Annotated in this window: 14 protein-coding genes and 1 pseudogene; 4 read left to right on the top strand and 11 right to left on the bottom strand. The window is 71.8% G+C overall.

Annotated features, from left to right (window positions below; genetic code table 11):
• Positions 1-20 precede the first annotated feature (20 nt).
• Positions 21-638 (bottom strand): TetR/AcrR family transcriptional regulator, encoded by a 618-nt coding sequence (locus QP939_RS07405; protein WP_285455835.1) that lies wholly within the window; start codon positions 636-638, stop codon positions 21-23.
• Positions 639-719: 81 nt separating this feature from the next.
• On the opposite strand from QP939_RS07405, the gene QP939_RS07400 reads away from it, so the two are divergent.
• Positions 720-2,138 (top strand): FAD-dependent monooxygenase, encoded by a 1,419-nt coding sequence (locus QP939_RS07400; protein WP_285455834.1) that lies wholly within the window; start codon positions 720-722, stop codon positions 2,136-2,138.
• 43 nt (positions 2,139-2,181) lie between these two features.
• Here QP939_RS07400 and QP939_RS07395 read toward each other — a convergent pair whose 3' ends face one another.
• From QP939_RS07395 to QP939_RS07385, 3 genes are all read right to left on the bottom strand, one after another.
• Positions 2,182-3,114, bottom strand: a complete 933-nt coding sequence (locus QP939_RS07395) for a CHAD domain-containing protein (RefSeq protein ID WP_285455833.1) — start codon at positions 3,112-3,114, stop codon at positions 2,182-2,184.
• Positions 3,115-3,142: 28 nt separating this feature from the next.
• Positions 3,143-4,126, bottom strand: coding sequence for a 2,3,4,5-tetrahydropyridine-2,6-dicarboxylate N-succinyltransferase (gene dapD, locus QP939_RS07390; RefSeq protein ID WP_285455832.1), 984 nt, complete (start codon positions 4,124-4,126; stop codon positions 3,143-3,145).
• Positions 4,127-4,223: 97 nt separating this feature from the next.
• On the bottom strand, positions 4,224-4,631 hold the full coding sequence (locus QP939_RS07385) for a hypothetical protein (RefSeq protein ID WP_285459686.1): 408 nt from the start codon (positions 4,629-4,631) through the stop codon (positions 4,224-4,226).
• 44 nt (positions 4,632-4,675) lie between these two features.
• Between QP939_RS07385 and dapE the strand changes: the two genes are divergently transcribed.
• Together dapE and QP939_RS07375 are read left to right on the top strand one after the other, a co-directional pair.
• Positions 4,676-5,746 carry a succinyl-diaminopimelate desuccinylase gene (gene dapE, locus QP939_RS07380; protein WP_285455831.1) on the top strand — a complete coding sequence of 357 codons (1,071 nt, stop codon included), beginning with the start codon at positions 4,676-4,678 and terminating at the stop codon, positions 5,744-5,746.
• A 211-nt stretch (positions 5,747-5,957) separates the two neighbouring features.
• Entirely contained in the window at positions 5,958-6,758 is an 801-nt protein-coding gene (locus QP939_RS07375) for a DUF3152 domain-containing protein (RefSeq protein ID WP_285455829.1), read from the top strand.
• A 43-nt stretch (positions 6,759-6,801) separates the two neighbouring features.
• Here the strand turns inward: QP939_RS07375 and QP939_RS07370 are convergent, their stop codons facing one another.
• The 7 genes and pseudogenes from QP939_RS07370 to QP939_RS07340 form a co-directional block, all read right to left on the bottom strand.
• Complete coding sequence (locus QP939_RS07370; RefSeq protein ID WP_285455828.1) at positions 6,802-7,854, bottom strand: chitinase; 1,053 nt, start codon at positions 7,852-7,854, stop codon at positions 6,802-6,804.
• Between the two features lie 161 nt (positions 7,855-8,015).
• Positions 8,016-9,620 carry a M28 family metallopeptidase gene (locus QP939_RS07365; RefSeq protein WP_285455827.1) on the bottom strand — a complete coding sequence of 535 codons (1,605 nt, stop codon included), beginning with the start codon at positions 9,618-9,620 and terminating at the stop codon, positions 8,016-8,018.
• Between the two features lie 106 nt (positions 9,621-9,726).
• A complete protein-coding gene (locus tag QP939_RS07360; RefSeq protein WP_285455826.1) occupies positions 9,727-11,991 on the bottom strand; it encodes a M4 family metallopeptidase in 2,265 nt (754 codons plus the stop codon).
• 310 nt (positions 11,992-12,301) lie between these two features.
• A complete protein-coding gene (locus QP939_RS07355; protein ID WP_285455825.1) occupies positions 12,302-13,279 on the bottom strand; it encodes a tetratricopeptide repeat protein in 978 nt (325 codons plus the stop codon).
• Positions 13,280-13,442: 163 nt separating this feature from the next.
• Positions 13,443-13,568: pseudogene (locus QP939_RS07350) on the bottom strand (helix-turn-helix transcriptional regulator); the annotation flags it as partial.
• Between the two features lie 68 nt (positions 13,569-13,636).
• On the bottom strand, positions 13,637-15,697 hold the full coding sequence (locus tag QP939_RS07345) for a M4 family metallopeptidase (protein WP_285455824.1): 2,061 nt from the start codon (positions 15,695-15,697) through the stop codon (positions 13,637-13,639).
• Positions 15,698-16,003: 306 nt separating this feature from the next.
• Positions 16,004-17,293 (bottom strand): helix-turn-helix domain-containing protein, encoded by a 1,290-nt coding sequence (locus QP939_RS07340; protein WP_285459685.1) that lies wholly within the window; start codon positions 17,291-17,293, stop codon positions 16,004-16,006.
• A 95-nt stretch (positions 17,294-17,388) separates the two neighbouring features.
• On the opposite strand from QP939_RS07340, the gene QP939_RS07335 reads away from it, so the two are divergent.
• Positions 17,389-19,221 carry a glycoside hydrolase family 9 protein gene (locus tag QP939_RS07335; protein ID WP_285455823.1) on the top strand — a complete coding sequence of 611 codons (1,833 nt, stop codon included), beginning with the start codon at positions 17,389-17,391 and terminating at the stop codon, positions 19,219-19,221.
• Positions 19,222-19,224: the final 3 nt, after the last annotated feature.

Below are 19,224 nucleotides of genomic sequence, written 5' to 3'. Positions count from 1 at the left end.
ACACTATTGGACATCGCCGGTCAGTAGTCCCGCCCAGTCAACCCGCGGTACACGAACCGGGTGAGCAGCTCGACGGCTTCCTCGTCGGTCGGCGGGGTCCAGCCCTGCGGGGCGCCGTGCAGCCACGTCGCCGCGAACGAGTCGACCATGCTGTACATCAGCATCGCGCAGCGGCCGGGCGTCGACGGGAGGCGGAGCCCGGCGCGGGTGATGTGCGCCAGGTGGTCGTCGAGGTCGGCCGCCTGGGACGCGCCGAACTGGGCGACCGTGCGCGCGAACGAGTCGCTCACCATCGCCGCCTGGCGCAGGGCCAGCATCGTCGCCGCGTTCTCCCGGTAGAAGTCCCAGTACTGCTTCACGTGCCAGCGCACGGCCGCCGGGTCGGTGAAGTCGGACAGGTGGTCCTCGCGCTCGGCGCTCTCGTCGCCTGAGGCCGCGATGTCGGCCAGGAGCGCTTCGAGCAGCTCTTCCTTGCCCGCGAAGTGGTTGTAGAACGACCCCGCGGCCCGGCCGGCCTCGGCCGTGATGTCCGTGATCTTCGTGTTGAGGTAGCCCTTGCGCGCGAACACGCGCTTCGCCGCCGCCTTGAGCGCGCTCTCCGTCTCGGCGGCCTTCTCCTTGCGGTTCGTCGCCGTCATCGGCACCTCCCTTGACACGAGAAGCTAGCAGCGCCATTCTGAATCCAGATTCACTGAATTTCAATTCACCGGGAGGACGACATGGACACACGGGTGCTGATCGCGGGGGCGGGACCGACCGGGCTGACGCTGGCCATCGAGCTGGCGCGCCGCGACGTCCCGGTGCGGATCATCGACAAGGCCGAGACGTACTTCGTCGGCTCGCGCGGCGACGGCATGCAACCGCGCACGCTGGAGGTCTTCGAGGACCTCGGCGTGCTCGACGCGGTGCTGGCCGCGGGCGGCCCGCCGGTGCCGATGAAGATCCACCTCGACGGCGAAGTCGTCGACGAGCGGATGATGTTCGACCTGGTCGACCCGACGCCGTCGAAGCCGTACCCGACGGGCTGGTTCCTCGGCCAGTCGCAGACCGAGGGCATCCTGCGCGACCGGCTGGCCGAGTTCGGCGTGCGCGTCGAGCTCGCCACCGCGCTCACCGGCTTCGAGCAGGACGCCGACGGCGTGACGGCCACGCTGAGCACCGGCGAGACCGTCCGCGCCGAGTACCTCGTCGGCGCCGACGGCGGCAAGAGCTTCGTGCGCAAGGCGCTGGGGATCGCGTTCGAGGGCAGCACCGACGAGTCGATCCGGATGCTGCTCGGCGACGTCCGCGCCGACGGCCTCGACCGCGCGTACGGCCACTGGTTCGCGGGGAAGGACGAGCCGATGAGCGGGATGATGTTCAGCCCGCTGCCGGGGACGCCGCTCTTCCAGTTCGGCGCGTCGCTCGCCGAGGGCGAGGTGGACGTCGAGACGGCGCTGCCCGCGGTCCAGGCCCGGCTCGACGCGCTGAGCGGCGGCACCGTCAAGCTGTCCGGCCTGGCCTGGTCGACGGTCTGGCGGCCGAACACCCGCCTGGCCGCGCGCTTCCGCGACGGCCGCGTCTTCCTGGCCGGCGACGCGGCGCACGCGCACCCGCCGACCGGCGGCCAGGGCCTCAACACGGGCATCCAGGACGGCTACAACCTCGGCTGGAAGCTGGCCGACGGCTCGCCGGAGCTGCTCGACAGCTACGAGCCCGAGCGGCGGACGGTCGCGGCGCGAGTCCTCGGGGTCACGTCGGAGCTGCTGCGGAAGTACATCGACGGCGACGACGACGCCCACCGCCGCGGCGAGGACACCCAGCAGCTGGACATCACCTACCGCGGCGGCCCGCTGTCCCCGGCGGGCACGGGCGCCCTGCGTCCGGGCGACCGCGCCCCGGACGCGCCGCTGGTCGACGCGAACGGCAAGCGGGTCCGCCTGTTCGAGCTGTTCCGCGGCCCGCACGCGACGGAGCTGCTCTTCGGCGACGGCGAGACGACGGGCTACCGGATCCTGCCCGCGGGGAGCGTCGCGACGGGCCCGGACCTGGTCGACGAGGGCGGCCACGCGTACGAGGCCTACGACGTCCAGCCGGGCACGCGAGTCCTGATCCGCCCGGACAACTACGTGTGGTCGATCTCCCGCGCCGCCTCGTGAGTGTTTAGGGCGGTTAGAACCGCCCTAAACACTCACGACGGGGTCAGGCGTGGAGGGCGCGGGCGGCCGCGTCGACCGCCGCCCAGGAGCCGCGCCAGGCGGCGCGGGCCTCGGCGCGGCGGGCCAGCTCGCGCTCGGCGATCCGCCCGGCGACGAACCCGACCGCGGCGTCGGCGGTGTCCAGCACCGTGCGCATCCGCTCGGCCGCGATCACCGCGTCCTGGTGGTCGCCCAGCACGGTCTGGAAGTCCTTCGTCGCCTTGATCAACGTCTTGATCCGCGCCGCGCGCTTCTTCTTCGCCGACGTCAACGCCAGCTCGGCGGCGTACCGCAGCTTCTTGCCGTGGATGCGCAGGGCGTGCAGGTCGTCGTCGGGCGGGTCGGCGGGCAGCGCGCGCACGGCTTTGGCGAGCTTGCGGTGCGGCTTGGCCAGCCCGCCGATCAGGTCGTGCGGCCGGTCCGCGGCGCCGGGCGACGTCTCCTGCGTGAGCAGGCTGACTTCGCGCAGCAATGCCGAGTAGCGGACGCTCGACAGCGCCCGCGTCAGCCGCCCCTTGGCCGCCGCCCGCTCGGTGACGAATTTCGACACCAGACGGCGTCCCGCGGCCTGGTCGCGCACCTCGAACTCGGCGATGACCTCGCGCAGGTGCCCGATCAGGACGTCGTAGTCGCGCACCTCGCCCAGCGACTGCCCGAGCCAGCCCAGCTCCGCGCGCACCGGCTCGGCGCCGTCCCCGACCAGCGTGCCGGAGAGCTTGAGCACGCTGCGCATCCGCCGCAGGGCGACGCGCATCTGGTGCAGGTCCTCGGGGTCGGCGCCGGAGCGGGTGCCGGGCTCGTGCGCGAGCAGGGCCCGGATCTCGCGGTCGAGCTTGGCCCGGACGTGGTGGACCGCCGGATCGGCCGGGCCCGCCTCGATCGGGAAGCTCCGGCAGGCCGACTCCACCGGGGTACGCGGCAGCGATTCGGTGGTCACACCATGAATTCTAGGTGAACGAGGTCACTCAATCGTTCGCGTGCAGCATCGCGTTCAGCTCGACGCCGGAGCCGGTCCGCGGCACGACCTCGACCGCGCCGGTCGCGGAGTTGCGCCGGAACACCGCGCCCGAGATGCCGTTCAGCTCGCGGGCCTTCACGACCTTGCCCTCGACGACGACCTTCGTGCCCGCGGTGACGTACAGCCCGGCCTCGACGACCGTGTCGTCGCCCAGCGAGATCCCGACGCCGCCGTTCGCGCCGATCAGGCAGCGCTCGCCCAGCGAGATCGTCTCTTTGCCGCCGCCGGAGAGCGTGCCCATGATCGACGCGCCGCCGCCGACGTCCGAGCCGTCGCCGACCACGACGCCGGCCGAGATGCGGCCCTCGACCATCGACGCGCCGAGCGTGCCGGCGTTGAAGTTGACGAAGCCTTCGTGCATCACCGTCGTGCCGGACGCCAGGTGCGCGCCGAGCCGGACGCGGTCGGCGTCGCCGATGCGGACGCCCGACGGCATGACGTAGTCGACCATCCGCGGGAACTTGTCGACGCTGTAGACGGTCACCGGGCCGCGCGCCCGCAGCCGCAGCCGCGTCGTCTCGAAGCCCTCGACCGGGCACGGGCCGTGGTTGGTCCACACGACGTTGGCCAGCAGGCCGAACATGCCGTCGAGGTTCTGGCCGTGCGGGCGGACCAGCCGGTGCGAGAGCAGGTGCAGCCGCAGGTACATGTCGTGCGTGTCGGCCGGCGCGTCGGCCAGCTTGCCGATCGTCGTGCGCACGGCGACGACCTCGACCCCGCGGTCGGTGTCCGGGCCGAGCAGGCCCGCGGCCGCCTCGCCGAGCAGCTCCGCGGCCTCTTCGGCGGTGAGCCGCTCGGTGCCGGGCGTGCCGCCTTCGGTCAGCTTCGGGTGCGGGTACCAGGTGTCGAGGACCGTCCCGTCGGTCGTGACGGTGGCCAGCCCGACGCCGCTGGCGCCGGTCGTTTCGGGGTTCGGGCTCTGCTCGCTCACGCCCGACACGGTAGTCCCTGTTTTCCGGGGCCGAGCCCCGGACCCCAGCCGGGGGCAAGCCCCCTGGACCCCCGGAAAAGACGGTGTGTGACGCGGATCAACCACTCGTGGGCCGCGCGTCCACCTGCTTCTTCAGGCCGGAAAGGGCGGCGGCGATGTCGACGAGCGCCTGCGTGCACGGCCCGCCGGCGGTGGGGACGGTCGTGCAGCTCGCGCCGCGGAAGGACTTGACCGCCTGCTCGAGCTTGTCCGCTTCGGCGACCAGCTGCGGGTCGCGGTCGTCCGCGCGCTTGCGGGCCGCGCCGGGGACGTTGCCGACCTCCGTGACGTACTTCTCACAGCCCTTCGGCAGCTGGGTCTGCGGGCTCGCGAAGCACTGGTCGACGGTCAGGGCGTCCAGCTTGGTCGGGAGCGCGTCGGGGCCGGGCTCGCCGCCCTGCTTGGGTGTCGGGCCCGCCTCGTTGCCGCAGCCGGACAGGACCAGGACCAGCACCGCGCCGCCCACTGCGACTCCGAACCTACGCACACCCTCACGGTAGCGTGCCGGGCATGAGCCTCGACCTGCACGCCGATCCCGTCGACCTGACCGCCGCGCTCGTGGACACCTTCAGCGTGTCCGGCTCGGAGGCCGAAATCGCGACGGCGGTGCAGGAAGCGCTTCGCGCGCAGGCGCCGCACCTCGAGGTCGTCCGCAACGGCGACGCCGTGCTGGCCCGCACGAACCTCGGCCGCGCGTCGCGGGTGGTGCTCGCCGGCCACCTGGACACCGTGCCGGAAAACGGCAATTTCCCGTCCCGGCGCGAAGGCTCCGGCGAGGACGAGGTGCTGCACGGCCTCGGCACGGTCGACATGAAGGGCGGCGACGCGGTTTTCCTGCACCTCGCCGCGACGCTGCCGGAGCCCAAGCACGACGTCACGTTCGTCTTCTACGACAACGAAGAGGTCGAAGCGGTCAAGAACGGCCTCGGCCGGATCGAGCGCGAGCTGCCGGAGTGGCTGGCCGGCGACCTGGCGATCGTCGGCGAGCCGTCGAACGCCGTGATCGAGGCGGGCTGCCAGGGCACGATGCGCGTCGAGCTGCGGCTGGCGGGCAAGCGCGCGCACACGGCACGGGCGTGGATGGGGGAGAACGCGATCCACGCGCTGGCCGAGCCGTTGCGGCGGCTGGCGGAGTACACACCGCGGATCGTCGACATCGACGGCCTGACCTACCGCGAGGGCCTGCAGGCGACGTCGATCAGCGGCGGGGTGGCGGGCAACGTGGTCCCGGATTCGGCGGTGCTGACGGTGAACCACCGGTTCGCGCCCGACCGCTCGCCGGAAGCGGCGGAACGCCACCTGCGCGAGGTGTTCGACGGGTACGAACTGTCCGTTGTGGACCTTTCGCCGGGCGCGCTGCCGGGCTTGTCGGCCCCGGCGGCGGCAGAGCTGGTCGAGGCGGCGGGCGGCCGCGCGGCGGCGAAGCTGGGCTGGACGGACGTCGCGCGCTTCGCGGCGCTGGGCATGCCCGCGGTCAACTTCGGGCCGGGCAACCCGACGCTGGCGCACACGCGGCAGGAGAACGTCCGGACGGCGGAGATCCGCCAGGTGACCGAGGTCCTGCGCAAGTTCCTGGGCTGAGCCCCCAGCGCCCCAAGGCGGCCTTGGTTGCGTCTGACGCACCGAAGGCCGCCTTGGGTGCGTCTGACGCACCGAAGGCCACATTGGGGCGTTGTGGCCGTCGTCACACTCGCGGCTCTGAGCTGCGGTGACGCACGGTCGCGAGGTGTCACCGCAACTTTTCGCCGTCCCCGTCCGTATCTCCCGGTGAAGCCGCGCTCTGGGAGGACCCATGCCGAAAACCGCGAGACGGGCCGCGGCCGCCGCCGTGCTCGCCATGGCGGTGGCCGCGGCTCTCACCGCGTGTGAAAGGCAGCCCGTCGCCGCGCCCGCCGCCGGGACCGTCGTCACCGCCATCGGGGACGCCACCTCCGTCCCGCCGCCGCCCGCCGAACGCGAGCCCGTCACCCAGACCGTGCCCGTCGAGGTCGCCATCACCTTCCCGCGGACCGGGTCCGGGCAGTGGATGTTCACCCCCGGCAGCGACGACGTCGCCGGGACGCAAGGCCGCCTGATGCGCTACCGGATCGCCATCGAGACCGACATCGACGGCGTCGGGCCCGCCGACTTTGCGCGGCAGATCCGCGGCATCCTCGGCGACCGCCGCGGGTGGACCGCCGGCGGCCAGTGGCGGCTGCAGCACGTCGGGCCCGATCAGCCCGCCGACTTCACGATCTACCTCGCGACCCCGGCCAGCCGCGACAAGCTGTGCGGCGGCACCGCCGACGGCTACACGTCCTGCCGCAACGGCAGCAACGTCGTGCTCAACGTCGCCCGCTGGGCCCACGCCGTCCCGAACTACGGCGCGCCGCTCGACGTCTACCGCCAGTACATGGTCACGCACGAAACCGGGCACCGGCTCGGCCAGGGCCACGAACTGTGCCCGGGCCCCGGCAAACCGGCGCCGGTGATGGAGCAGCAGACGCTCGGGCTGCACGGCTGCGTCCCGAACCCGTGGCCGTTCCCGAACGGCCGCGCGTACGAAGGCCCGCCGGGCGAGTACGACGACCCGATCCCGGCGGGCGACTCGTGAGTGGCAATTAGGGTTCTAACCCGAATTGCCACTCACGACATCTTCAGCGGCCCTGGAGAGACTTGACGTTGTCGCCGAAGGTCCAGCCCTTCGAGCCGTCCCAGTTGATCGACCAGTCCATCAGGCCCTTGAGGCCCGGAATCGACCGCCACGCCTGCGAAACCAGGCTCGGCGACATGTACCCGCCACCCGCGCCGGGCTGGGCGGGCAGGCCAGGGACCTGCTTGTCGTAGGGCACCCGGATCGTCGTGCCCTGCACGACCAGGCCGTTGTTCAGGCACTGCGTCTGCACGGTGAAGCCCTGCACGGTCCCGGCCTGGTACGAATCACCGGCGCAGCCGTACATGGATCCGTTGTAGTACTGCATGTTCAGCCACCACAGGCGGCCGTTGTCCGCGTACTTCTTGATGATCGGCAGGTACGCGCCCCAGATCGAGCCGTAGGTGATGCTGCCGCCGGTGACGTACGCGGTCTCGGGCGCCATCGTCAGCCCGAAGTTCGACGGCATCTGCGCGAGCACGCCGTCGATGATGCGGATCAGGTTGGCCTGAGACGTCGACAGCGTCTTGATGTTGCCGCTGTTCGTCAGGCCGGTCTCGATGTCGATGTCGATCCCGTCGAAGTTGTACTTCTTCAGGATCGGCACGACCGTGGCGACGAACTTGTCGGCCACCGCCGACGACGAGAGGTCGATCCCGGCGGCCGCGCCGCCGATGGACATCAGGATCGTCGCGCCCGCGGCCTTCGCCGCGCACATCTCCGTCGGCGTGGACACCTTGACCCCGGCGTCCATCCCGTCCTCCCACAGCACGGTGCCGTCGGAGCGGATCACCGGGAAGGCGGCGTTGATGACGTTGTAGCCGTGCTGGGCCATGCGGCTGTCGGTGATCGGGATCCAGCCGAGGCCGGGGTGGACGCCGTTCGCGGCGCCGTCCCAGTTCTCCCAGTAGCCCTGGAGGACCTTGCCCGCGGGCCGCGACTTCACCGCGCACGTGTCGGCCTGCACCGCCCCCTGCGCGGGGGCCGACACGAGCAGCGGGACGGCCAAGACCGCCGCCAGAAGGGTTCCGAACAGGCGGGTTCTGCGACCGGACATACCGGCTCCCATCGTCGTTGAGGGCGAACGCGGCGTGTCCGCCCAACATAAGCGCCGCGGAAACCGTTGCCTACCTACGAACGGGTGGTCTAGACAACCCGAGCTTTCACGTGAAAGCTCGGGGGCGGCGCTTTCGTAGGGAAAGTGCCGCCCCCCGCAGGTCAGACGGTGAGGGTCCAGGCGGACAGGTAGCCCGTGTCGGCCGGGCCGACGTCGCGGATGCGCAGCTGCCAGGCCCCGTTCGCCGCCTCCGAAGAGGCGTTGACGGTGTACGTCGTGTCGAGGTTCGGCGTCGAGTCGCTGCTGGAGTTCTTCAGCCGGTACGCCGTGCCGTCCGGGGCGACGAGGTCGATGACCAGGTCACCGCGGTAGGTGTGGGTGATGTGCACCTCGACCTTCGTGGTGCCGGACGCGTTGCGCGCGCACCCGCCGACGTTCGCCGTGCTGCTCACCGCGGCACCCGGGTAGTCCGGGATGTCGAGGCGCGTCGAGTTCGTCACCGGCGCGCACGACGAGCTGCCGACACCCAGCGAGAACGACGCCGTGTGGTCGACGTTCACGCCGTCTGCGGTCACCGTGACCGGGAACGTGCCGGTCGGGGTCGAAGCCGACGTCGTGATGGTCAGCGTCGAAGAGCCGCCGGACTGCATGGTCGCCGGGCTGAACGACGCCGTCGCGCCCGCGGGCAGCCCGGACGCCGACAGCGAGATCGACTGCGCGCTCCCGGACGTCGTCGCGGTGCCGACGGCGACCTGCAGCGACTGTCCGGGTTGGACGGTCCCGGCCGTCGGGTTGAGCGACACGGAGAAGTCGTTGCCCTGCGGCGCGGCGACGGCCAGCTTCCAGAGCGCGTACCCGATCGCGTCGGAGTTCTTCTCCAGCGGCGCGTCCGGGATGTTCGAGATCGTGTCGCAGGCGCGGTGGTAGCAGTTGTCGAACGGCGAACCCGCGGTGCCGCCCCACTTCTGCGCTTGCGACGAGCTCTTGATGTCCCCGGCGCCGGTCGCCAGGCCGCCGACCGGGATGCCCGCGCTCTTGAACGACGCGTGGTCGGAGCGGCCGTCGCCTTCGCTGTCGCCCTCGGTCGGGATGCCGATCGAGGAGAAGTACTCGTCGAAGACCGCCTTGATCGACGCGACGTCGTCGTAGACGAAGTAGCCCCAGTTCTTGGAGCCGATCATGTCGAAGTTGAGGTAGGTCTTGATCTTCGTGCGCTCGGTGCTCGGCAGGTTGTTGACGTAGTACTTGGAGCCGACCAGGCCGGACTCCTCGTCGGCCCACCAGCCGAACCGGACGCGCTTGGCCATCGCCGGGTTGGTGCGGGCCAGCGTCAGGGCGACCTCGAGGATCGACGCGCTGCCGGAGCCGTTGTCGTTGATGCCGGGGCCCGCGCTGACGGAGTCGAGGTGGGCGCCGAGCATGATGACCTGGCTCGCGTCGCCCTGCGGCCACTCGGCGATCAGGTTCTGCGACTGCCCGATGCAGCTGGTGCACGTCTGGCGCGTCGTCGTGTACCCGGCGTTCTTGAGCAGGTTTTCCACATAGGACACCGACGCCGCATAGCCGCCGCCGCGCGGCGAGCGCGTGCCGCCGTTGTTGTTCGCGATGGTCTGCAGCTGGTTGAGGTGGGTCTTGATGTTGGCCAGCGAGATGTCCGGCGCGGCGAGCGCCGTGGCGGGCGCGGCGGTGGCCGTCGGCACGCTGACGACGCCCAGCACGGCGGCCAGGGCGGTGACCCCGGCGCCGAGTCGTGTCTTCCACTTCATGGCGGTGAATTCCTTCGGTGGGGGTTGGGGAGTACGACGGGCCCGAGCTTTCACGTGAAAGCTCGGGCCCCAGGTGGGAGCTTTCACGTGAAAGCTCCCGGTGGTGCTACACGGTCAACGTCCAGGAGGACAGGTAACCGGTGTCGGCGGGGCCGACGTCTCGGATGCGGAGCTGCCACGCGCCGTTCGCGGCTTCCGAAGAAGCGTTCACGGTGTAGGTGGTGTTGATGTCCGGCGCCGAGTCGCTGCTCGAGTTCTTCATGCGGTAGGCCGTGCCGTCCGGCGCGACCAGGTCGAGGACGAGGTCACCGCGGTAGGTGTGGGTGATGTGCACCTCGACCTTCGTGGTGCCGGACGCGTTGCGCGCGCAGCCGCTGACGGTGTTCGTGCTGCTGACCGCGGCCGCCGGGTAGTCGGGGATGTCGAGGCGGGTCGAGTTGGTCACCGGGGCGCACGACGACGTCGTCCCGACCGTCAGCGCGTACGTCGCGGTGTGGTCGGTGCTGGCGCCGTCGGCGGTGATGGTGATCGGGAAGCTGCCGGTCGGGGTCGACGAGGTCGTCGCGATGGTCAGCGTCGAGGAACCGCCGGACTGGATGGTGGCCGGGCTGAACGTCGCGGTCGCGCCGGCCGGGAGACCGGACGCCGACAGCGTGATCGACTGCGCCGCGCCGGAGGTGATCGCGGTGCTGATCGTGGTGGTGGCCGAGGCGCCCGGCTGCACCGAACCCGAAGCCGGGTTCAGCGCGACCGAGAAGTCCGCCCCGCCGCCGCTGCACGAGGCCGGCTCACCGGTCGCCGCGGTGACGGAGACGGCGTCCCACGCGGCCTTGGTGGCGTTGTACTCGGTGCAGCTGCCGGGGAAGAGCGCGATCGCGGCTTCGAGGGTCGCCTTGCGGGCGGCCTTGTGGTTCCACGACGAGGTCTTCTTCAGCAGGCCGTTGTAGAAGATCTTCCCGGCCTTCTGGATGCCGACGCCGGTGACGGTCGAGTTGTTGCACGTCGGGCTGGTGGGCTTGCCGCCACCCGGGTTCGAGCCCTCGGCCAGCAGGTAGAACCAGTGGTTCTGCGGACCGGCGGCCGCGTGCACCTCGGTGCTCGGGATGGACGAGGAGTAGCAGTTCGGGTCGCCGACCTTCGACGGCTGGTACATGTAGCGGATCGGGCCGTCGCCGACCAGGTTGACGCCTTCGCCGACCTCGTAGTCCGGCGTGTCCTTGGCGTTGTTCGCGTACGCCTCGGTCAGCGCGCCGAAGATGTCACCGGTCGACTCGTTCAGGCCGCCGTTCTCGTTGCCGGACCCCGCGCCACCCGGGGTGGTCTGGAAGATGGCGTGCCCGTACTCGTGGGCGACGACGTCGATCGAGGTGGCCTGGCGCTGGTTGTCCTGCGAGTGGCCGAAGTGCGTCGACGAGCCGTTCCAGTAGGCGTTGACGTCGTTGAGGCCGACCGACGCCGGGTAGCCGCCGCCGGTGCCGTTGATGCCGTTGCGGCCCAGCCAGTCGCCAAGCATCTTCCACTCGGTCTGCGAGCCGAACAGCGTGTCGACGCAGCCGGTCTCGAGGTCGGTGCCGGAGCCGTTGCCCCAGGTGTTGTCCGGTCCACTGTAGACGGAACCGCCTTCGCGGCCGCAGCTCAAGCCCGTGCGGGCCGGGTCGCGCATCGTGTACGTGCTGCCGGACTGCGTCGTGTCGATGGAGACGTTGCCGACGTAGTAGCTGTTGCCGGTCCCCGCGACTTCCACGGTGTTCGGCTGGGCCTGGCGCTTCGCGCCGGAGTCGAACGTCCGGACGTCGTCGCGCTTGTCGAGCACCGCGCCGGTCGCGGCGTCGACGAACACGTGCAGGTTGCTCGGCGCCGTGGCGGTGCGCCCGGCGACGACGACCTCGTAGGCCAGCTTCGGGGTGGCGCCGGCCAGCACCACCTTTTCCGGCGTGCTCACACTGTCCACAGTGGGCAGCTGGGCGCGCGCGGTGGCGGCGGCCTTCGCGGCGTCGACGAGGGCCTGCGTGCCGACCGTGATCGGCGCGGTTTCCGCGGCGCTGGTGCCGCGGACGCGTCCGGCGCCGTCGGCGACGACCACCGCGTCCCCGCCCACGACCCGCAGGCCCTGGTAGGTCCGCTGGTAGGCGCCGTAGAACAGGCCACCGCCGCCGGCGGTGAGCCCGATCCGCTGGAACGCTTCGGCCGGGCCGCGGCGCAACGCGTCGAGTCCGCTGGCGGCGGCCTGGTCGGCCGCGCGGGCGGCGGCGACGTCCGGCGCCGCGGGCTGGGCCTGGGGAGCCGCGCTCGCCGGGGTCACCGGCAGCGCGAGCGTCATGGCGAGCCCGGCGGCGGCCGCCAAGCCCGTTCTGAACGCACGATGGGTCATCGAGGTCACCCTTTCAGGAAGGCGAAATCGTGGACCGGCAAGGGGAAAAGGAGACGTGTCCCGGCTGTCAACAGGAGGTATGCGCCCGGACGCATCCGAGTAAAGGATCAGCGATTCGGGCCGTCAATGGACCGAACGGACTAATACCGCGTTCCGGATTACCGCGTCAAATCGTGCAAACCCCACCGCAGCAGGGCGTTCTCGGTGAATTCCGCGCTGGAACGACTTTCGTAGGGTTTGTGCCGGACACCATCCGAACGCCGGACGATCTCGATCACCGGGAATCGTTAGTACAGCTCAGGAATCCCGCTCAGGCGGGTTCCGCGCCCAGGGCGAGCAGGCCGTCGCGCAGCACGTCGGCCGCCTCCGCCTGCCGCCCGGTCTCGCCGAGGAGCTCGCTCAACGGCCGCAACGCCCGCGCCAGCACGCCGCGTTCCCCGAGCCCGGTGGCGAGCTCGACGGCGGCCCGCAGGTCCTCGGCCGCGCGCCGGGCGTCGCCGCGGGCCATGGCCAGTGAGCCCAGCTGCAACCGCAGCTCCGCCGCCAGCGCCGTGCCCGCCGCGACCGACGGCCGGACCTGGTCGAGCAACGCGCCCGCCGTCTCCAGCCGTCCCGCCGCGAGGTACTCCCCGGCGAGCTCGACGGTGATCGCCGGGACGTCGTCCGGCCACGCCGTCTCCCGCGCCGCGCCGAGGTCGGCCAGCGCGCCCTCGACGTCACCCGCGCGACCGCGGACCCGCGCCCTGGCCAGCAGGCAGTGCGCCATCGCCGGGTGCAGGGCCCGTTCCTGCATGAGGTCGTAGGCCGCGGCGACCGACGCGGCCGCGTCGGCGAACCGGTCCGCCGCCAGGTGGCTGCGGCACACCTCGATGTGGCTGCGAGTCAGTTCGGCCAGCACCGCCGGGCCGCCGCGGTGCAGCCGCAACGCCGACTCGGCGTACTCGGCCGCCCGTTCCAGGTCGCCCTGGCGCAGGTGCCGCTCGGCGAGGCAGGCCCGCAACGTCAGCAGCAGCGACGGCTGCGGGTAGCCGTCGCGCAGCAGTTCGGCGTGGCAGGTTTCCAGCAGGTGCACCGCGTACCGCGCCTCGCCCCACTCGGACAGGACCGCCGCGCGCAGCGGCACGACCATCGCCCGCACCGGCGGCGGCTCGCCCGAGAGCGTCGTCTCGGCCTCCGCGACGTACTTCGTGCGGGCGTCGCCGGTCGAGTACCCGGCCAGCCACAGCAGCGCGATCCCGGCCTGCCGCGGCCGGTCGAGCCGCTCGGCGCGGCGCCGGATCCGCTGCATCCGCGGGGTCGCGCGGCGGGCGTCGCCGGCCAGGAACCGTTCCGCCGTCTCGATCGAGCTCGAGGTCGAGCTCGATCAGCTCGCGCGGCGAGCTGCCGCCGAGCAGCTCGTCGGGGTCGATGCCGAGCTGCTGCGCGAAGAACCGGAGCGCGTCGCCCGACGGCGTCCGCGCGCCGGTTTCGACCGACGACACGTACGCCGCGGAGTACTGCGGTCCGGCGAGCTCCCGCTGCGTCAGGCCGCGTTCGGTGCGCAGCTCACGCAGGCGTTCGCCGACGCTCTCGCTCACTCGGGCCGCCTTTCCACCGGTTCAGGGTAGGCCGCGCGGTGGTGTGGTCCACCACCGCGCGGCCGGGATCAGCAGGCGCCCGCGTCGCTCCACACGGCCCACGAGGTGGGCGCGCCGGGCTCGGCGCCGGTCGAGTACCACAGGGACGTCCACTTGTGACCGTTGTGGCCGACGACGTCGTCGGGCACGTACGCCTTCGCCGCGTCCCACTCGGCGATCCCGTCGCAGCCGGTCGGCGGGGTGCCGGTGCCGACGGTGAGCGAGAACTGCGCGGTGTGGTCGGCGTCGGTGCCGTCGCCGGTGACCGTCACCTGGCTGGTGCCCTCCGGCGTGGTCGCCGAGGTGGTGATGGTCAGCGTCGCGGAGCCGCCGGACTGGACGCTCGCCGGGCTGAAGGTCGCCTTGGCGCCTTCGGGCAGGCCGGTCGCGAGGAGCTGCACGGTCTGCGCGTTGCCGGAGGTGATCCGCGTGGTCACCGTGGTGGTGGCGGTCTGTCCGGGTTGGACGGACGCCGACGTCGGCGACAGCGTCAGCGAGTAGTCGTTGCCCGCGGGCGGCTGGCCGCTGCAGGTCGGCTCACCGCTGACCGCGGCGACGCTCACCGCGTCCCAGGCGGCCTTGGTGGCGGTGAATTCGGCGCAGCTGCCCGGGAAGAGCGCGATCGCGGCTTCGAGCGTGGCCTTGCGGGCCGCGCGGTGGTTCCACGACGACGTCTTCTTGAGCAGACCGTTGTAGAAGATCTTGCCCGCCTTCTGGATGCCGATGCCGGTGACCGTGGAGTTGTTGCACGTCGGGCTGGCGGCACTGCCTTGGGAGAGCAGGTAGAACCAGTGGTTCTGCGGCCCCGCGGCGGCGTGCACCTCGGTGTTCGGAATGGCCGAGGAGTAGCAGTTCGGGTCCCCGACCTTGGACGGGTTGTCCATGTAGCGGATCGGGCCCTGGCCGACGAGGTTGACGCCCTCGCCGACGCTGAAGTCCGGGGTGTCCTTCGGGTTGTTGGCGTAGAACTCGGTCAGCGCGCCGAAGATGTCGCCGGTGGACTCGTTGAGGCCGCCGTTCTCGTTGCCGGACCCCGCGCCACCCGGCGTCGTCTGGAAGATGGCGTGCCCGAACTCGTGGCCGACGACGTCCATCGGGGTGGCTTGGCGGCGGTTGTCCTGCGAGTGGCCGAAGTGCGTCGAGGAGCCGTCCCAGTAGGCGTTGACGTCGTTGAGGCCGACGCTGGCGCGGAAGCCACCGCCCGCGCCGTCGATGCCGGTGCGGCCCAGCCACTCCCCGAGCATCTTCCACTCGGTCTGGACGCTGTAGAGGGCGTCGACGCAGCCGGTTTCGAGGTCGGTGCCGGAGCCGTTGCCCCAGGTGTTGGTGCTCTTCGTGAAGATCGAGCCGCCTTCGCGCCCGCAGGCGATGCCGCGGCGGCCGGGGTCGGTCATCGAGTAGGAGCTGCCGGAGCCGGAGGTGTCGATGGAGACGGTCCCGGCGTAGTAGGAGTTGCCGGTGCCCGCAGCGGTGGCCGCCACAGGCGCGGCGGCGCGGGCGGGTCCGGCGAAGGTGCGGATGTCGTCGCGCGTGTCGAGGACGGCGCCGGTCGCGCTGTCGACGAAGACGTGCAGACGGGTCGGCGTGGCGCCCTGGTGCCCGCTGACGACGACCTCGTAGGCGAGCTTCGGGGCGTTCCCGGCCAGCACGACCAGCTTCGGTGCGTCGGTCTTGTCTACTGTGGACACTGTGGCTGCGGCGATCTTCGTCGCCTGCGCGGCACTCAGGGCGGCTTTCGTGTCGACGGTGATCGGCGCGGTCTCGGCGGCTTCGGTGCCGCGGACGCGCCCGGCGCCGTCGGCGACGACGACCGCGTCCCCGCCCACGACCGGCAGGCCGTGGTAGGTGCGCCGGTAGGAGGCGAAGTAGAGCCCGCCGCCACCCGGGGTGACTCCGGTGCGGACGAAGGCCTCCCCGGTGCCCTTGGCGAGCCGGTCGGCGCCGGAGGAGGCGGCCTGGTCGGCGGCACGGGCGGCGAGCGCCTCGGGCGGGGTGGCGGCGGGAGCGGGGGAGGCGGCGGCCGGGATCGCCGGCACCGCGAAGGTCAGGGCCAGGCCGGCGATCGCCGCCAGCCCACGTGGGGATCTCATGGGGCACCTTTCCGGGGAACGCGAGGAATGTGCCCGGCGGGATAACTGCTGTTATGGCGCCGGACGCGTCCGAGTAAAGGTTCCGGTCGCCGGTCGGTCAATGGGCCGAACGGAGCAGCGGGCCACTTCGGCGATCACGCGGATTCCGGCGAAACCCCAGCAAACGGCCGGGTTGCCGACTGGTCTGAACCAATTCACCAGACTTTGGTAGGGACTTCGCGCCGGGCGGACCACCGGGTGCGCAGGTCCGCTTGGTGGCGGGCGTGTGTAGCGGGTGCGCGGACCGCCGCGGGCGCTGGTCCGCGCTCAGGTGTCGGTAGAAGCCGAGTCGAGGCCGCGCCGATAAGCCTCGACCGCCTCATCAAGCCGCCCCTGCTCCCGCAGCACGTCGCCGAGTCGCAGGGCCGTCGAAACCGCCGCCCCGTGCAGCGAAGCCCGCGTCTGGATGTCCGCGGCCTCCCTCAACAGCCGCGTCGCCGCCGCAAGATCGCCCTGGGCCTGCGCGATCAACCCCCGCAACCCTGTCGCCTCGCCCAGCGCCTCGACGTCACGCGCCAACAGCGGCCAGACCGAAGAAACCAGCTCCGCGGCCTCGTCCGGCTCACCCTGGCGGAGCCGGACCTCGGCCAGCTCGACCGTCGCCCCCGCGACGCCCTCCTCGGCACCGATGGCCGCGAGCTGGTCGCGGGCCGCCGTCAGCTCCTCCCGGGCCTCCGCCACGCGGCCCAGGCGGCGCAGCAAGTACCCGCGGGCCCAGCGGCAACGGGCCGCGTCTCGGTCGAAACCCACCGATGTGAACAGGCGGCACGCCTCCGTCAGGTCCTGCTCCGCCTGCTCCGCGCGGCCGATCGCCTGCCACACCTGCGACGCCTGCCTGTGGAACCGCGCGACGAAGTCCGGCCGCGTGGCCGCGCGCGTCAGACGAACGCCGTCGAGGGCCGCGCGCCGGGCGCGGTGCAGGCCGCCCATCTCCATCAGCGGGTGGATCAACGCGCTGAGCAGGCACAACTCCGCGTCGGGATCGAGATCCGGGGAAGCCAGTGCCTCTTCGACCCGCGCGATCGCCGTGCCCGCGTCGCCGCTCAGGTACCGGCAGCCGGACCAGCGGTGCACGATCATCGCCCGCAGCCACGGCGGTGCCGCCTCCGCCAGTTCCGCCGCGTGCTCCAGCTCCTCCTGCGCGCCCGAGACGTCGAACAGCTGCCACTTCACCTCGGCCTGGCAGAACCGCGCGTAGCACTCGACGTCGTCGAGGTGGTAGCCCGCCGCCTGCTTCGCGACGTCGGCGAACCGCTCTTCGGCGAGGGCGACGCGGCCCTGTTCGAGGTCGCGGTAACCCTCGTCGAGCGACGCGCGCAGCTCGTCGGCGATGCCCGGCGGACGGCCGAACCGGAGCTCGTCGACCGTCAGGCCGAGCCGGTCGGCCAGGTAGGCCAGCATCTCCTCCGACGGCGGCCGGCTCCCGGTCTCGACCTTCGCCAGGAACCCCCGGTCGTAGCCCGGCTCCGCCAGCTCGCGCTGGGTCCACCCGCGGTCGGCGCGCAGCCGCCGGATCCGCGCGCCGAGCGGTTCGGTCATGGTCCCACGGTAGGTCATCGCCGCCGCGAGCGCGGAAACGGACATATTGACGTCCCGAGCGCGCCCAGGCTAGCGTTTAATAGGAAACTTTCCTAACAAAGTGGAGGGCGATCATGCGCCTGCTTCCCCTCGCGACGGCGGCCGCGCTCGCCGTGCCCCTCGCGGCGACCCCGGCCGAGGCCGCCACCCCGGCCGAGGTGCGCGTCGACCAGGTCGGGTACGCGCTCGGCGAGGCGAAGCACGCCTACCTCCTCGGGGGCGCGCCGGGGAAGTTCGCCGTCGTCGACGAGCGGGGCCGCACGGTCCGGGAAGGGCGCACCGGCGTGAGCCTCGGCTCCTGGAACGCGCGCTACCCGGCGGTGTTCGACCTCGATCTGTCCACTCTGGACCGGCCGGGCACCTACCGCGTCAAGGCTGCCGGGGCGACGTCGCCGCCGTTCCGGATCGACACCGCGCGCCGCCTCTTCCGCCCGCTCGTCGGTGCCACCACCGAGTTCTTCCAAGCCCAGCGCGACGGCCACGACGTCGTCCCCGGCCGCCTCGACCGGAAGCCGTCGCACCTCGCCGACCGGACCGCGACCGTCTACGCGGAGCCGAAGTTCGAGGGCGAGGGCGGCGACGAAATCGTCGAACCGCTGAAGCCGCAGGGCGGCCCGGTCGACGTCGAGGGCGGCTGGGTCGACGCCGGGGACTTCGTGAAGTTCACGTCCAACACCGCGTATTCGCTGGCCGAGCTGGGGTTCGTGCTGCGTGAGGACCCCGATCCGGTGCTGGCCAAGGAGGTCCGCTTCGGCCTCGACTGGCTGGACAAGATGTGGGACGGCCGGACGAAGACGCTCTACGCCCAGGTCGGCATCGGCACCGGCAGCGAGGAGTTCGGCTTCCTCGGCGACCACGACGTCTGGCGCAACCCGCAGGACGACGACGCTCTCGACGTCCGGCCCGGCGACCCGGCGTACTTCGTCAAGCACCGCCCGGTGTTCCCGGCCGCCCCGGCGGGCGCGCCGCTCTCGCCGAACCTCGCGGGCCGCGTCGCCGCCGCCTTCGCGCTCGGCGCGCAGGTGCAGGCCCACCGCGACCCGAAGCTCGCCCGCCACTACCTCGCCGAAGCGGCCGCGGTGTTCGCCCAGGCCAAGACGGCCGACGTCGGCGAGCTCGTCACGGCGTACCCGCACGCCTACTACCCGGAGTCGTCGTGGGAAGACGACCTGGAGCTGGGCGCGACACAGCTCGCCCTGGCCGCCCGCGCCCTGAAGGACCCGCGCGCGACCGGCTGGGCCCGCGAAGCGGCGAAGTGGGCGAAGGCCTACATCGGCAGCGGCGACAAGAGCACGTTGAACCTGTACGACACGAGCGCGCTCGCCCACGCCGACCTCGCCGTCCTGCTGCGGGCCGGGGTGCCGGGTGCCGCGCTCGGCGTCCGCGACCTCGCCGCGGACCTGCGCCGCCAGCTCGACTCCGGCGTCGAGGCGGCGAAGAAGAGTCCATTCCGGACGGCCGTCGCGGTCACCGACTTCGACGCGGCCAGCAAGAGCTTCGGGTTCGCCGCCACGGCCCGGCTCTACCAGCGCGTGACCGGGGACTCGCGCTACGCGGCCTTCGGGGCGCAGCAGCGGGACTTCACCCTCGGCGCCAACGCGTGGGGCGTGTCGCTGGTGGTCGGCGTCGGCTCGACGTTCCCGCGGTGCCCGCACCACCAGGCCGCGAACCTCGCCGGACCTTCGAAAGTGCTGTACGGCGCGGTCGTCAACGGCCCCAACGGCGCGGACAACTTCGCCGACCTGCCGTTCCCGGCGGGCGCGAAGGAATGCACTCGTCCGTATGAATCCTTCGACGGCCAAGGAAGTCGCTACGCCGACGACTTGAGTTCATGGCCCAGCAACGAGCCCGCCATCGACTTCACCTCGACGGCGCTTCTCGCATTCTCGCTGGCGGGCAGGCCGTAGCAT

Origin of the sequence: Amycolatopsis nalaikhensis, assembly GCF_030264295.1 — a bacterium.
GTDB lineage: Bacteria > Actinomycetota > Actinomycetes > Mycobacteriales > Pseudonocardiaceae > Amycolatopsis > Amycolatopsis nalaikhensis.
Note: the sequence above shows the minus strand (reverse complement) of the source record. Positions and strands in the feature narration are given on the sequence as shown.